Here is a 15,954-nt window from a genome sequence, read left to right on the forward strand (position 1 = left end):
TGCCGCCAACGGTCCCGCAAGCGGTGAGGACACCGCGCCAGCCAGTTGGCTGGTGGCTTCATCGAAGAACGGAATCGGCGCACCAGACAGTTTGCTGGCTGCTTTTATTGAACGCTCTGCACACCGACCAACTCCACTGGTCCTTGCCCGCTCACCGTCGCGGGACCTTTGGCGGCATGGATGCCGCCAAAGAGCTTACAGGAACGTACTTGCAGCGTGTCCCGCGATGGTGGGCCGGCAAGGGCCCTGCAGCAAACGCAAACAAGCCGAGGGCGCGGCGCTCTGCGCAGCAGACAACCGCAACGCCCGCGCGATCATTGGGCAACAATGCTGTCAGACGTTGTCACTTGCGTGCCGCCTCGCTGGCATCGCGGGTGGCGCGGAACTCCGAATCGCTGCTCCAGTTCGGCCACTGGCGCGAATCGGCCAGCTGCTGGCCCAGCGTGTACAGCACGCCCAAATCGCGCGCGGCACCGGCGAAGCTCCAGTCCGGCTTCCACTCATCGCCCTGCTGGTGATAGCGCTTGGCGGTGTAGTCGTCGGAAGCGGCCTTGCCTGCCGCCACGCCGCCCACTTCCCAATCCTGCCCGGCCGCATACGACAGCGCCGGCACGCCGCGCTTGGCGAAGGAGAAGTGATCGGAACGGAAGAAGTAGCCGGCCTGCGGCTTGGGATCGGGCGTGTAGCGCAGCTTGGACTGGGCGGCCACGGTCTTGAGCTGGTCGAGCAGGTCGAGCTTGGCGGTGCCGTAGATGCCGAAGTCGCGCGAGGGCACGAACGGGTTCATGCCGTCCATGTTGATCACCGCCACCGTGGTGTCCAGCGGGTACAGCGGCTTGGAGGCGTAGAACTCCGAGCCCAGCAGGCCCTTTTCCTCGGCGGTGACCGCCAGGAACACCACCGAGCGCTCCGGCCTGGGCGCTTTGGCGAAGCCGCGCGCCAGCTCCAGCAGGGCGGCGGTACCGCTGGCGTTGTCCAGCGCGCCATTGAAGATGGTGTCGCCACGCGCATCCGGCTTGCCCACGCCGATGTGGTCCCAGTGCGCGCTGTAGATCAGCGTCTCGTCGGGCCGCTTGCTGCCCTCCAGCCGCGCCACCACGTTATGCGAGGTGATCACGTCGGAGCTGACCTGGTAGCTGGCGCTCAGGCGCTGGCCCTTGAGTTCCACCGGCGTGAAGCCGCGGGTCTGCGCCTGCTTCTTCAAGGTGTCGAAATCCAGCCCGGCGCGCTTGAACAGGTCGGCGGCCAGATCGCGCTGGATCCAGCCCTCCAGCGTGGGATGCGCGCTGCGCGGGTTGTCGCGCACCACGTCGAACATGGTGTTGGTGTTGGAACTGGCCACGGTGTCCCAGCCGTAGGAGGCCGGCGCGGTTTCGTGCACCACCAGCACGCCGAGCGCGCCCTGGCGGGCGCCCTCTTCGTATTTGTAGGTCCAGCGGCCGTAGTAGGTCATGCCGGCACCGTCGAAGGCGCCCTTGCCGGTCTCGAAATCCGGGTCGTTGATCAGCACCACCGCGATCTTGCCCTTCAGGTCCACGCCCTTGAAGTCGTCCCAGTCGCGCTCGGGCGCCTTGACGCCGTAGCCGACGAACACCAGCGGCGCATTGGCGATGTCGACGGTGGACGATCCGTCCAATGCGGCGCGGATGGCGATCTGCTTGCCCTGGGTCAGCGGCTGCGACTTGCCGGCATCGGCCAGCGCGATGGTCGGTGCACCGACGATATCGGCACGCCGCAGCGGCACCGCCTGGGTCCACAGGCGCTTGCCATCGGCGAGATCGCCGCCAGGCTGCAGGCCGGCATCGGCGAACTGCTTGCTCAGGTAGGCAATGGTCTTCTCTTCGCCGGCGGTGGCCGGGCCGCGGCCTTCGTAGGCGTCGGAGGCCAGTTCCCTGACATCGCGCGAGATGCGCGCGCCATCGAACGTCGGCGCCTGCGCCATCACCACGGTCGAGACCGCCATCGCCAGCAAGCCCATCGCCACGGTCTTGCCGGCACGCTCGATCGCGGCACGCTTGATCACAACTCGCTTCACTGCAGCACCCCAGGTGTTGTCCGAACAGCCCCGGAGTGTAGCCACTGCGGCCGGGACCTGCTGGCGGTGCAAGGTGGGGCGCGATCCGTGCCGCCGTGCCTGCTGCACGCGGACACCGCTTGGGTTGCCGGCGTGGCGGGATTGCGCGCAGGCGTCAGGATGCCGCACGCCGCGCGGAGCAGACGCTGCACGCGCCATCCAGGCCGATTCGGCGCACGTGTACCGGCGCGAAATGCGCAGCGCGCCCGGTCCTCGCGCTCAGAACAGGTCGACGCTGCCGACCTGCGGGGCGAGCTGCTGCATCTGCCCGCTGGCGATCAGTTCGGCATACACCGCCGCGCGATTGCGGCCGTGCTGCTTGGCCCAGTACAGCGCCTTGTCGGCCTCGTCGAGCATCTGGCTGATCAACCGGCCATGGGTCAGTTCCACGATGCCGGTGCTGAGGGTGACCTGGCCGACCTGCGGGAAGTCGTGCCCGGCCACCGCCGCGCGGAAGCGCTCGAACAGGCCGACCGCGACATCGCGATCCACCCCGCGCAGCACGATCACGAATTCCTCGCCGCCGAACCGGAACAGCAGATCGTCCTGGCGAAACGTACGCTGCATCAGCTGCGCCACCAGCAACAGCACCTCGTCGCCGTACAGATGGCCGAAGGTGTCGTTGACGCGCTTGAAGTGATCGATGTCCACGATCCCCAGCCACACGCCCTGCGCCGCTGCCGCCTCGGCGCTGCCGGCGAACAGCTGCAGGATCACATCGTCGAAGGTCTTGCGGTTGCGCAGGCCGGTCAGCGCGTCGCGCTGGGCATCGTCGAGCAGGCTGCGGTAGTTCTGGAAGAAGCGTGCGAAGCCCTGCAGCATCGCCTGCTCGGCGGCACCGGGTGCGCGTGCGCTGCCCACCCGCAGGCAGGTGCGGATACCGCGCGCTTCCATCATCGGGTAGACCAGCAACGCGCGGCCGTCCTGGTGCAACTGCACCACATCGCCGGCGCCATGCACCTCGGCCAGCTGGGCACGCAGCTGCGCATCCTTCAGCTCGGCCACCGTCAACTGCAGCCGGCCATCGTCGCGCAGCCGGGTTTCGGCCATGCTGCGGCCGTCCGGGGCGATGCGCAGCAGCGACAGCTCGTCGGCGGCACAGACCTCGCGCATGGTGCGCAGCAGGCTCAGGTCGAGCAGATCGGCATCACGGATGGCCGTCATGTCCACCATCCGCTCCAGCAAGGGCGTGGCGCTCATCGGCGCCTCGGTCCACACGCAGATGCCGACCTGGCGTGGCGGGCACGGACGGCTGGCAGACAACGGCAGTGGCAACGCACAGGCTTCACGACGGCGACCGGCAATCAGGATGCCGGTTCATCGGCGTGGGCCCCACAAACTTGAGGCCGCTGACCGGCCGCCCTCAGCCACCGGCCAGCCCGCCTGCGCAGCGGACAAAAACGCCCGCCACGCCCGGCATTCGCAGCGCCCGCGCCGGCTCAGGGCAGCGCGGATTCCAGCGCGTCCTCGCCCAGCGCATGCGCCTGCATCAGGCGCCGGCTGCCGGCGTTCAAGCCCCTGACCTGCACCTCCAGATCGTGGTGCCGCAGCCGCTGCACCACCTTGTCCAGGGCGGCCACGGCAGTGATGTCCCAGAAGTGCGCACGGCTGACATCGATCACCACGCTGCGGCCGGGCACCTGGCGCGCATCGAAGGCATCGATGAACACGTCGGCCGAGGCGAAGAACACCTGCCCGCGCACGCTGTAGGTCCGCACGCCGTCTGCGCCATCGTCGTGCGCGATCTGCAGCAGCCCGGCCACCTTGAAGGTGAAGAACACCCCGCTCAACACCACCCCCACCGCCACCCCGGCGGCCAGGTTGTGGGTGGCCAGGGTCACCGCCACGGTGGCCAGCATCACCACGCTGGAGGTGCGCGGATGGGTGACGACGGTGCGCAGCGAACGCCAGGCGAAGGTCTCGGCCGAGACCATCACCATGATCGCCACCAGCGCCACCACCGGCACCTGCGACACCCACGGCTTGAGCAGCACCATCAGGATCAGCAGGAACACCCCGGCAAACAGCGTCGACAGCCGGCCACGGCCGCCATACTTCACGTTGCCCACGGTCTGCCCGATCATGCCGCAGCCGGCGATGCCGCCGAACAGGCTGGCCGCCGCGTTGGCGATGCCCAGTCCGGTGCACTCGCGGTTCTTGTCGCTGGGGGTGTCGGTGAGCTCGTCGACCACCCGCGCGGTCATCAGCGATTCGAGCAGGCCCACCATGGCGATGGCCAACGCCGGCAACGCGATGATGCGCAAGGTCTCCAGCGTCAGCGGCACCGACGGCCACTGCAGGACTGGCAACGCGTCGGGCAGTTTGCCCAGGTCGGCCACGGTCTTGAGCGGCAACTGCAGCGCGCTGCCGGCGATGGTCAGCAGCGCGATGCACAGCAGGGGCGAGGGAATCGCCGACAGCCCGGGCACGCGCAGGCGCGGCAGGCCGTAGATGATCGCCAGGCCCACCCCGAGCATGGCCCAGGTGGCGAGGTTGGCGCCCAGCAGATGCGGCAGCTGCGCGGCGAAGATCAGCACCGCCAGCGCGTTGACGAAGCCGGTGCGCACCGAACTGCTGACAAAGCGCATCAGCACGCCCAGCCGCAGCAGCCCGAACGCGATCTGCACTACGCCAGCCAGCAGGCCGGCGGCCAGCAGGTACGGCAAGCCGTGCGCGGCCACCAGTGGTGCGGCCACCAGCGCCACCGAGCCGGCCGCGGCGGAAATCATCGCCGGGCGCCCGCCACAAAACGCGATCACGATCCCGATGACGAAGGATGCGAACAGACCGACCTGCGGATCCACCCCAGCCACGAAGGCGAACGCGATCACCTCGGGAATCAGGGCAAACGTGGCGACCGCACCGGCCATGAGTTCGCGCGCGGGCGACGCGCGCCACTGCGCCAGTTCGGCACGCAAAGGGGACATCGGGAGACACTCCGGGGACAGAAAGGACAGCCTGCGGACAGTGCGCAGCGGCGATAGTGTGCGGGAAAGCGACCGCGCCCGCAGCCCGCCTGTGATCTGTGCGCCAATGCGCTTTTCTGTGGCAGCGATCACGCCACGCAACGCGGCTGCAGACCAAGATGCGCCCCCCGGGCTCGGGTGTCGAGCTCGGTCATCTAGGGAGAAAACCATGTCGATTCTCAGGACCGCAGGCAGGCTCGCACTCGCCACCGCGCTGGCCATGGCCGCCGCACCGGCGTTCAGCTATTCCATCAGCAACAACAGGGTTGTCGACGACAGCGGCAAGGTGGTGCAGCTCAAGGGTGTCAACGTGTTCGGCTTCGAGACCGGCAACCATGTCATGCATGGTCTGTGGGCGCGCAACTGGAAGGACATGATCGTGCAGATGCAGGGCCTGGGCTTCAACGCCGTGCGCCTGCCGTTCTGCCCGGCCACGCTGCGCAGCGGCCAGATGCCCAGCAGCATCGACTACAGCCGCAATGCCGATCTGCAGGGCCTGACCTCGCTGCAGATCCTCGACAAGGTGATCAACGAATTCAACGCACGCGGCATGTACGTGCTGCTGGATCACCACACCCCCGATTGCGCCAGCATCTCCGAGCTCTGGTACACCGGCTCCTACTCCGAAGCCCAGTGGCTGGCCGACCTGCGCTTTGTGGCCAACCGCTACAAGAACGTGCCCTACGTGCTCGGCCTGGACCTGAAGAACGAACCGCACGGCGCCGCCACCTGGGGCACCGGCAACGCCGCCACCGACTGGAACAAGGCCGCCGAACGCGGGTCGGCCGCGGTGCTGGCGGTGGCGCCGAAGTGGATCATTGCGGTGGAAGGCATTGGCGACAACCCGGTGTGCTCGATAAATGGCGGGATCTACTGGGGCGGCAACCTGCAGCCGCTGGCCTGCACCCCGCTGAACATTCCGGCCAACCGCCTGCTGCTGGCGCCGCACGTGTACGGCCCGGACGTGTACGTGCAGTCGTACTTCAACGACAGCAACTTCCCCAACAACATGCCGGCCATCTGGGACCGTCACTTCGGTCAGTTCATCGGCAAGTACGCATTGCTGCTGGGCGAATTCGGCGGCAAGTACGGCGAAGGCGATGCGCGCGACAAGGTCTGGCAGGACGCGCTGGTGAAGTACCTGCGCAGCAAGGGCATCAACGAAGGCTTCTACTGGTCGTGGAATCCCAACAGCGGCGATACCGGCGGCATCCTGCGCGACGACTGGACCACGGTGCGCCAGGACAAGATGACCCTGCTGCGCACCTTGTGGGGCACCGTGTCCAACACCACTCCCACGCCTACGCCCACTCCGACTCCGACTCCGACTCCGACGCCAACCCCGACTCCCACGCCGACGCCGACGCCCACCCCGGGCACCAGCAGCTTCAGCACCAAGGTGATCCTGGACAGCAGCTGGAACGGTGGCTCGTGCAACCGCGTGCAGGTCACCAACACCGGTACCGCCAGCGGCACCTGGGCAGTGACGGTGCCGGTCACCGGCAAGGTCAACAACGCCTGGAACGTGGTGTGGTCGCAGAGCGGCAGCACCCTGAGCGCCAGCGGCGTGGATTTCAACCGCACGCTCCCGGCCGGCGCGACGGCCGAATTCGGCTTCTGCTCGGCAACCTAAGTGAAGAGCGGGGGCGGATACCCTGCGTGTCCGCCCTACCGGCCATGCGGTGATCGAGCGATCACCGCATGGCCGGATTGAAGACTGCATGCCGACCACGCGCCGTGGTCGGCATGCCCGGCATCGGTGCGATTCCATCACTGCATCTCGTCCGGCCAGGATCCGTCATGCGGAACCGCCGGCGCATCGCATCCACACCACGACCGTTGCGCGCAGTTGACATCACTGCGTGCAGTGCGACGCAAGCAGCGAACGCCCTTGCACTTCTACGCGTGATTCATCGCCGCGCAGTGCCAGTGTCGCTGGCCGCCCGGCATGCAGGCAGCTGCGATGCATCGACATGCCGCAACTACAAGCAGGCGCTGCCGCAGATAGCGCTTCATCCCCTCTCGCCGCCGCCGATATCCCGTAGGTAGCGCCCTGCGCCTTCCTGGATGTCGTTGCCATGCCTGTCGTTTCCCTGTTGCGTCGTCACGTTGCCAATCTCCCGCTCACCCGCAAGTTCGTCCTGTTATGCACGCTCCTCACCGTCGGTGTGATCCTGCTGGCCGTCGCCGCCGCGCGCCTGCAATACCTGGACCTGATCGAAGCGCGCAAGCTCAGCGTCAAGACCGAAGTCGAGATGGGGCTGACCGTGATGCAGCACTACGCCGACAAGGTCAAACGCGGCGAACTCACCGCTGACCAGGCCAAGGAGGCTGCACGCTCCACCCTGGCCGACATGCGCACCAACGAGGGCGTGGACTACTTCTTCATCGTCGATCCGCAGATGCGCATCCTGATGCATCCCAAGCGCGCCGTCGGTACCGATATGAGCGACTACAAGAGCGATGCCGGGCAGTACGTGTATCGCGACATCAAGACCGCCATCGACAGCGGCGACGGCTTCAGCTACTACGACGCGCCCAAGCCGGGCAAGCAGGAACAACTTCCCAAGATCAGCTATGCCAAGACCTTCCCGGCCTGGAACTGGGTGTTGGTGATGGGCGTGTACGCCGAAGACATCCAGGTGCAGGCCTGGGGCTTCACCCGCACGCTGACCCTGATCGGCGCCGCACTGGTGGCGATGGTGATCGGCGTGTGCTGGCTGATCGCCTCGGCCATGGCCGCGCCGTTGCGTGCAGCAACCCGCACTGCCGAAGCGATCGCCTCGGGCCGCTTCGACAACGACATCCGTGTCGAGTCGCGCGATGAAACCGGCCAGCTGATGCACAGCATGCAGCAGATGCAGACCCAGTTGCAGCGCTTCAATGGCGAGATGCAGACCATGATCCGCCTGCAGCAGGGCGAGAACATCGCGCACCGTATTCCGGAAGATTTTCCCGGTGATTACGGCACGCTGGCGCATGGCGTGAACACCGTGGTGTTCGAGCACCTGGATGCCATCAACGAAGCGATGGATGTCATGAGCGAGTATGGCCGTGGCGATCTGCGCCGCGACATGCGCCGCCTGCCCGGCCAGCGCGCGGCCCTGCATGACGCGCTGGATACGGTGAAGCGCAACCTGTCGGCGATCAACGGCGATATCGCGCGCCTGGCCGATGCGGCCGCGCGTGGCGACTTCTCCGCACGCGGCGAGCAGGGGCGCTACCAGTTCGCGTTCGCCGAAATGGTGCAGGCCTTGAACCGGCTGATGCAGCAGGCCGATGCCGGCCTGGACGATGTGGGCCGCATCATGGCCGCCATTGCCGATGGCGACCTGTCGCAGCGGGTGGAATCGCATTACGAAGGCGCGTTCGGCCGCCTGGCCGACGCCGCCAACCGCACTGCGATCCAGCTCACCGGCATCGTGCAGGGCATCCAGCATTCGGCCGAGATGATCAATACCGCCGCCGGCGAGATCGCCAGCGGCAACGCCGACCTGTCCACGCGTACCGAGAACCAGGCTGCGAACCTGGAAGAAACCGCCGCCTCGATGGAAGAACTGACCTCCACCGTACGCCAGAATGCCGACAACGCGCGCCAGGCCAACCAACTGGTCAAGGGCACCGGCGAGGTGGCCGAAAGCGGCGGACGCGTGGTACAGGACGTGGTCACCACCATGCAGGCGATCACCCAGGCCTCGGCGCGCATTTCCGACATCATCGGAGTGATCGACGGCATCGCGTTCCAGACCAACATCCTGGCCCTGAATGCAGCGGTGGAAGCTGCGCGCGCCGGCGAACAGGGCCGCGGCTTTGCGGTAGTGGCGACGGAAGTGCGTGCGCTGGCGCAGCGTTCGGCCGGTGCGGCCAAGGAGATCAAGCAACTGATCTCCGACTCGGTGGAAAAGGTGGAACAGGGCTCGGACCTGGTGCAACAGGCCGGCAGCACCATGACCGAGGTGGTCGGCTCAGTGAAGCGCGTGACCGACATCATGGCCGAGATCACCGCCGCCAGCACCGAACAGAGCGCCGGTATCGAGCAGGTCAGCACCACAGTGATGCAGCTGGATGAGATGACCCAGCAGAACGCCGCGCTGGTGGAAGAAGCCACGGCGGCCGCACGCAGCCTGGAAGACCAGGCCGCGGACCTGGCACGCGCGGTGGCCGTGTTCCGGCTGGCGCCGGCGCAGCCTGCCGCGAAACTGCGCCACGGCGCCGCTCAGGCAGCGTAAAAAAACGGGCGGATGCCATCACCACATCGGCAGACGCACCCTCATCCGCCCTTCGGGCACCTTCTCCCGGGGGAGAAGGAACAGCATCCAACGCGTGCCAAGGCCCCTCTCCCGCCGGGGCGAGAAGGCACGGCTTACGCGCCATTGGCGCGTGTGCCTTGGAGCGCCCGCGCCAATGGCGCGGGCCGGGCGCGGAGCGGGGGTTGGGGTGAGGGCGCCCGGCAGCAGGGAGGCTTCGAGCACCAGATGCATTACTAAACGAACGAGATGCATCGACGAACAGGCAGGCGTACCGCCGGTAGGCGGGAATCGGGAATCGACGCGTATTTATCGCTCGTCAAAACACGGGCGACCGCCATCACCATCGGCTGACGTACCCTCATCCGCCCTTCGGGCACCTTCTCCCGTGGGGAGAAGGATGAGCGATGCACCGCCAATTGACACACTCTTTCAACGTGTCGCGTCGCGGCCGTTGGTCGCGGCGTTCTTGCTGCCGCGCGCGTTCTTTGCGGCATACATCGCTTCGTCGGCGGCATGCATCAGGCTGGCGGCGTCGGCCTGGTTGCCGTGCTGCCAGGCCACGCCGATGCTGGGCTGGATCGGTAGCCGCTGCTCGCCAAACATGGCGCCAGCGGCGGCGGCATGGCGGATACGCTCGGCCACCCTGGCGCAGTCCGCCTCCGGTGCCTGCAGATTGTCCAGCAGCACCACGAATTCGTCGCCAGCCAGGCGCGCCACCAGGTAGCGCCCCTCCACCGCGCGTTGCAGGCAATGACCGAACGCCACCAGCACCGCATCGCCGGCGCGGTGGCCGTAGGTATCGTTGATGCGCTTGAAGCCATCCAGGTCCAGGAACATCACTGCCACCGCGCGCTGCAGCTGCTGCGCCTGCACCACCGCAGCCTGCAACGCCTCGGTCCAGGCGTGGCGGTTGGGCAGGCCGGTCAGCGCGTCGCGGGTGGCACGCTCGTGCATCAGCCGATGTAGCGTCTTGTGCGCGGTGACGTCCTGCGCCATCAGGAAGAAGCCTTGCGTGCCCGCATGCGAACGACGGGCTTCCGGCACCAGGGTGATCTCCACATCGCGCGGCGTACTGCCCACCTGCAGCACATGCTCGAAGCTGGCGCGCTGTCCGGCCGCCACCTGTGCCAGTGCGGTGCGGGCGGGAACGCTGAGCGCCGCGCCGAGCAGATGGGTGATGGGCGTACCGACCAGACTGGCCGGCTCCACGCCCAGCCAGTCGCGGTGTGCTTCGTTGGCAAACAGGCAGCGCTGGCTGGCGTCGAACTGGCTGACCAGCGCCGGCGTGGCATCGCTGATGGCCCGCAGCCGTGCTTCGCTTTCGGCCAGGCGCTCGGCGGCGACATGGCGCTCGGTGACATCCTGGATCTGCGAAACGAAATGCACCGGCGCGCCGCTGCCGTCGCGCACCAGCGACACCGACAACTGCGCCCAGATCACCGCGCCCTGCTTGCTGATGTAGCGCTTGGCCAGGCTGTAGCTGTCGCGCTTGCCGTCGATCAGTTCCTGCACCAGCTTCAGGTCCATATCCAGGTCCTCCGGATAGGTGATCTGCTGGAACGTGGTGCGCAGCAGTTGCTCGCGCGGATAGCCCAGGATGCTGCACAGCGACGGGTTGACGTCACGCCAGGCGCCTTCCAGCGACACGATGGCCATGCCCTGCGGCGCGGTTTCGAAGGCGCCGGCAAAGCGTTCTGCCGCCAGTTGCGCGGCGGCCTGCGCCTGCAGTTCGGCGGTCACGTCGATGGCCATGGCCAGATAGCCGGCCAGGCCCTGCTGCGCGTCATGGATGATGTTGAAGCACAGCCGCACCCGCCGCAGCTCGCCGTCCTTGCGCACCAGGGTCCACAGTTCCTCGCGCAGCACGTCGCCAGCCGAGGCCGCGGCCAGTTTCACGTACGACGGTGGCGACAGCGCCAGGGTGGCCATATGGCGTTCCAGCTCGGCCTGCAGATGGAAGCGTGCCGGGCCGCTGCCCAGGACCTCCTCGGCCGTATAGCCCAGCAGCTGTTCGGCACCGGGATTGAACAGCTCGGTCCGGCCCAGCGGATCGAAGGCGATGATCGCCACGTCCTGCGAGGCATCCACCAGCGCCTGCAAGCGCGCGCGCTCGGCCGACAATGCCGCCGACGCATTCTTGAGCTCGGTGATGTCGTGCATCACGCAGACCGCGCCCAGTGCGGTGCCCTTGTCGCCTACCACCGGATCCGCATTGCACAGCACGCTGCGCGCCGGTTGCCCGGTGGCGCGGATCACCAGCTCGGCATTGCGCACATGCTCGCCGCGCCAGGCGCGCAGCAGCGGAATGGCTTCGGTAGGCAACAGGCCGTTGCCATCGGCGGTGTACAGGTCGAAGTGCTGCGCCCATTGCGCCGGCGGCAGTACGCGCGGATCGGTGCCGTGCCATTGCCGCGCAGCGTGATTGAACTCGCGCAGCAGGCCATCGGTGCCGCAGGCCACCACGCCATCGGGCATGGCTTCCAGCAACATGCTCAGGGTCTGCCGCTGCGCCTGTGCGGTCAACCGGTCGCGGCGGGCTTCCAGCTGGCTGACCGCCTGCCGCGCCAACCGGATCAGCGCCTGCTTTTGATTCTCCTCGAGCACGCGCGATCGGGTGCTGAGCGTGCACAGGGTGCCGTAGGCGTAGCCTTCGCGGCCGATCAGCGGCACGCCCACATACGAGCGTACGCCCGGGGCCGCAGTCACCAAGGGGTTGTTGACGAAGCGCGGGTCGGCCTCGGCATCGGGCACCTCCATCAGCTCGGTGCCCATCACCGTGTAGGAGCAGAACGACACGCTGCGCGGCGTGCCTTCCAGGTCGGTACCGCAGCGCGCCTTGAACCACTGCCGGTCGGCATCGAGCAGCGACACCAGCGCCATCGGCGCACCGGTCACGTGCGCGGCCAGCCAGGCGATGTCGTCGAACTCGGCTTCGGCTTCGGTGTCCAGCACCTCCAGCCGGCGCACCGCTTCCACGCGCAGGGCATCGTTGGCGGGGATCGGCACGGGCGGCAGCGGGGCGGTCATGGCGTGGTCGGCGAGTGGCGTCGGGTCAAGGTAGGTCGCCCGAAGTAACGGCGAGGCGATGGCCAACTTAAGCATCCGCGGCCGCGTTCGTTGACGCGGATCCGTCGGCATCCCGGTACAGCGGGTTCGACTGCGGTCCCCCAGGGCGCGTGCGAACTCGGGCTGCGAACGCGGCACGGACCCACCCTGCCTGGGCGCCTGGAGCGGCTGGCAAGACATGGCGAGCGGTCGTCAGGTGGGTGTGGACGGCGCCGAGGAACCCCAGCGTACACGTGGCACATGCCGCACCGAGCACCGGCCGCGCCCACCTGGCGGTGAGCGCAGTCGTTTTGGCTAGCCGCTCGTAGGTCGGCATCGCGACGCCTGCGGACCATCGGCATGGGCCGGGCTCGCCCGCCGGCCAGGGCAGCACACCTTGGCCGGTGCTGTGCGTCTGACCTGCCCGCAGCGCGGCCCCACATCACCTTCCAGCAGCGCGACGGCAAGCCACGAGCGCGGCCCACGCCCAGGCCCGCCCCTACCGCCGGCCCAACGGTGCCGGCGTCACCGCCCTGCCGCGACCGGCCGCCACCCTGCCGGACCGCATTTGCGGCCTCGCCAGGCAGCCACTACCCTCGGCCGATTGTCCCGTCCTGGAGTGTCACATGCTGCGTCCGCTGTCCCTGTTGATCGCCGGTGTGCTCGGCGTTGCTGCCGGATCCGTTGCCCCCGCCGTCGCTGCCGCCCCGGCCAGCCTGTCCAAGCCTGCGGCCAGCAGCGCCATTCCCGACATCGCCTACACCCGCTTCACCCTGCCCAACGGCCTGACCGTGGTGGTGCATGAAGACCACAAGGCGCCGGTGGTGGCGGTCAGCATCTGGTACCACATCGGGTCCGGCGACGAGCCGGCCGGCAAGACCGGCTTTGCGCACCTGTTCGAGCACCTGATGTTCTCCGGCTCGGAGAACAACAAGGGCAGCTTCTTCGCGCCGCTGGAAAAGGTCGGCACCACCGACATGAACGGCACCACCTGGTTCGACCGCACCAACTACTTCGAGACCGTGCCGACCACCGCGCTGGATACCGCGCTGTGGCTGGAATCGGACCGCATGGGCCACCTGCTCGGTGCGATCGGCCAGCAGGAACTCGATACCCAGCGCGGCGTGGTGCAGAACGAAAAACGCCAGGGCGAGAACCGCCCGTATGGCCGCGTGGAACAGAACATCCTGTCCAACCTGTTCCCGGCCAACCACCCCTACCAGCACGACACCATCGGCTCGATGGAAGATCTGGACGCGGCCTCGCTGGGCGACGTCAAGCAGTGGTTCAACGACAACTACGGCGCGGCCAACACCACCCTGGTGCTGGCCGGCGACATCACCGTGGCGCAGGCGCGGGCCAAGGCGCTGCAGTATTTCGGCGACATCCCGTCCGGCAAGCCGGTGCCCCGCCAGCAGCCGTGGATCACCCCGCTGGCCGCGCAGAAGCGTGGCGTGCAGCACGACCATGTCTCCCAGCCGCGCATCTACCGCACCTGGGTGGCACCGCAGCTCGGTACCGACGATGCGATCCAGCTGGACCTGGCCACCACCGTGCTGGGCGGCGGCAAGACCTCGCGGCTGTACCAGCGTCTGGTCTACCAGGACAAGTTGGTCGACGACGTCTCCGCCTCGATCCAGCCGCTCGCCCTGTCCAGCCAGATGCAGATCCAGGCCGACGTGAAGGACGGCGTGGACCCGGCCAAGGTCGAAGCGGTCATCGACGAAGAACTCAAGAGGTTCATCGCCCAGGGCCCGACCGCCGACGAACTGCAGCGCGCGCAGGTGGCCTACCGCGCCGGCTTCGTGCGCGGGCTGGAGAAGGTGGGCGGCTTCACCGGCAAGGCGGTGATCCTGGCCGAGGGCCAGGTCTATCGCGGCGACCCGGGCGCCTACAAGAAAGATCTGCAGCGCGGCCAGGCCGCCACCGTGGACAGCGTCAGGCAGGCCGCCGCCACCTGGTTCGGCAAGGGCGACTATCTGCTGACCGTATTGCCGGCCGGCAAGGACTTCGACCCGGCGGCCGAGGACAAGGCGGTGGTGGCACGCGCCGCCGAGCCGGGCAAGCCGGCGCCCAAGCTGCCGGCCGCCGCCCGCTACAAGACCGTCGCCAGCACGCTCGATCGCAGCAAGGGCGTGCCGCAGACCGATCAATTCCCGGACCTGAGCTTCCCGCAGTTGCAGCGCGGCAAGCTGAAGAACGGCATCGAAGTGATCCTGGCCGAGCGCCACACCATCCCGGTCACCCAGGTGGAGCTGCTGTTCGACGCCGGTTATGCCGCCGACCAGGGCAAGAAACTCGGCACCGCCAGCTTCAGCGCCGCGCTGATGAACGAGAGCACCGCAGCGCTGGATTCGGTGGAAGTGGCGCAGCGCCGCCAGCGCCTGGGCGCGATCACCTCGGTGGGCTGCGACCTGGACAGCTGCAGCGCCTCGCTGGACGCGCTCAACGATCGGTTGCAGCCCTCGCTGCAGCTGTTCTCCGACATCGTGCGCAACCCGGCGTTCAAGAGCAGCGATATCGAACGCGTGCGTGGGCAGTGGCTGTCCGGCATCGCGCAGGAGAAGACCCAACCCAACAGCCTGGCGCTGCGTGCGTTGCCGCCGTTGCTGTTCGGCAACCAGCACCCCTACGGCATCCCGCTCACCGGCAGCGGCACCGAGGCGGCGATCAAGAGCCTCACTGCGCAGGATCTGCAGGCTTTCCACAGCCAGTGGCTGCGTCCGGACAACCTGCGCATCCTGGTGGCCGGCGACACCACCCTGGCGCAGATCATTCCGCAGCTGGACGCGGCGTTCGGCGACTGGAAGGCCCCGGCCACCCCGCTGCCGAAGAAGAACCTGGTCGAGGTGGCGGCGCAGCCCAGGCCGCGCGTCTACCTGATCAACCGCCCGGACGCGCCGCAGTCGGTGATCCTGGCCGGCCTGCTGGCCCCCTCCACCAAGACACCGGACAACCTGGCCATCGGCGTGGCCAACGGCGCCTTCGGCGGCACCTTCACCTCGCGCCTGAACATGAACCTGCGCGAGAGCAAGCGCTGGGCCTACGGCGCCGGCACCCGCATGATAGACGCGCAGGGCCAGCGTCCCTACATGTTCTCCGCGCCGGTACAGACCGACAAGACCGCCGAGTCGGCCAACGAGATCTTCAAGGAAGCCAGCGCGGTTATCGGCGCCAAGCCGCTGACCGGCGAGGAGATCGAGAAGATCAAGAACCAGCGCATCCGCGCCCTGCCCGGTAGCTTCGAAACCACGGACGCGGTGATGGGCGCGATCGAAGGCATCGTGCAGTTCGACCGCCCGGACGATTACGTGCAGACGCTCAAGCCGCGCCTGGAAGCGATCGATCAGGCGGCGGCGCAGAAGGCCATTGCGCAGATCATCAAGCCCGAGGCCATGACCTGGGTGATCGTCGGCGACCTGAAGAAGATCCAAGCCCCGGTGCGTGCACTCAAGCTGGGCGAGGTGCAGGTGCTGGACGTGGACGGCAAGCCGGTCAAGCGCTGAGCACCGCCGCATCGGCCCCCGCAGCATGCAGGGGGCCGATGATGCGGCCAGCCTGAGCGGCCTGCGCCAGCCGCAGGGACACGCTGGCGACGACCTCCCCCCGCGGCGGTACT

The 15,954-nt window shown here is 67.8% G+C and carries 7 protein-coding genes and 1 other RNA gene; 3 read left to right on the forward strand and 5 right to left on the reverse strand.

Going from position 1 to position 15,954, the window contains the following annotated elements; translation table 11 throughout:
- Window positions 1-343 precede the first annotated feature (343 nt).
- The 3 genes from ACCQ05_RS18380 to ACCQ05_RS18390 all read right to left on the reverse strand — a co-directional run bounded on the left by ACCQ05_RS18380 (window position 344) and on the right by ACCQ05_RS18390 (window position 5,001).
- The gene (locus tag ACCQ05_RS18380) at window positions 344-1,978 is read right to left on the reverse strand and encodes a M28 family metallopeptidase (protein ID WP_506191555.1); all 1,635 of its coding nucleotides are present in this window, start codon (window positions 1,976-1,978) and stop codon (window positions 344-346) included.
- Between the two features lie 315 nt (window positions 1,979-2,293).
- Complete coding sequence (locus ACCQ05_RS18385; protein WP_372391987.1) at window positions 2,294-3,274, reverse strand: GGDEF domain-containing protein; 981 nt, start codon at window positions 3,272-3,274, stop codon at window positions 2,294-2,296.
- A gap of 239 nt (window positions 3,275-3,513) precedes the next feature.
- Window positions 3,514-5,001, reverse strand: a complete 1,488-nt coding sequence (locus ACCQ05_RS18390) for a SulP family inorganic anion transporter (RefSeq protein WP_372391990.1) — start codon at window positions 4,999-5,001, stop codon at window positions 3,514-3,516.
- Between the two features lie 208 nt (window positions 5,002-5,209).
- Between ACCQ05_RS18390 and ACCQ05_RS18395 the strand changes: the two genes are divergently transcribed.
- Both ACCQ05_RS18395 and ACCQ05_RS18400 read left to right on the forward strand, forming a co-directional pair.
- Window positions 5,210-6,673, forward strand: a complete 1,464-nt coding sequence (locus ACCQ05_RS18395; RefSeq protein WP_372391992.1) for a cellulase family glycosylhydrolase — start codon at window positions 5,210-5,212, stop codon at window positions 6,671-6,673.
- A gap of 463 nt (window positions 6,674-7,136) precedes the next feature.
- Complete coding sequence (locus tag ACCQ05_RS18400) at window positions 7,137-9,269, forward strand: methyl-accepting chemotaxis protein (protein ID WP_372394167.1); 2,133 nt, start codon at window positions 7,137-7,139, stop codon at window positions 9,267-9,269.
- Between the two features lie 450 nt (window positions 9,270-9,719).
- On the opposite strand, the gene ACCQ05_RS18405 is transcribed toward ACCQ05_RS18400, so the two are convergent.
- Both ACCQ05_RS18405 and ACCQ05_RS18410 read right to left on the reverse strand, forming a co-directional pair.
- The gene (locus ACCQ05_RS18405; protein ID WP_372391994.1) at window positions 9,720-12,428 is read right to left on the reverse strand and encodes a PAS domain S-box protein; all 2,709 of its coding nucleotides are present in this window, start codon (window positions 12,426-12,428) and stop codon (window positions 9,720-9,722) included.
- A gap of 94 nt (window positions 12,429-12,522) precedes the next feature.
- Window positions 12,523-12,598: non-coding RNA, sX9 sRNA (locus ACCQ05_RS18410), on the reverse strand.
- A 363-nt stretch (window positions 12,599-12,961) separates the two neighbouring features.
- Here ACCQ05_RS18410 and ACCQ05_RS18415 point away from each other — a divergent pair.
- Window positions 12,962-15,841, forward strand: a complete 2,880-nt coding sequence (locus tag ACCQ05_RS18415) for a M16 family metallopeptidase (RefSeq protein ID WP_372391997.1) — start codon at window positions 12,962-12,964, stop codon at window positions 15,839-15,841.
- Window positions 15,842-15,954: the final 113 nt, after the last annotated feature.

This window comes from Xanthomonas sp. NCPPB 3582 (assembly GCF_041475735.2).
Classification (GTDB): domain Bacteria; phylum Pseudomonadota; class Gammaproteobacteria; order Xanthomonadales; family Xanthomonadaceae; genus Xanthomonas; species Xanthomonas codiaei.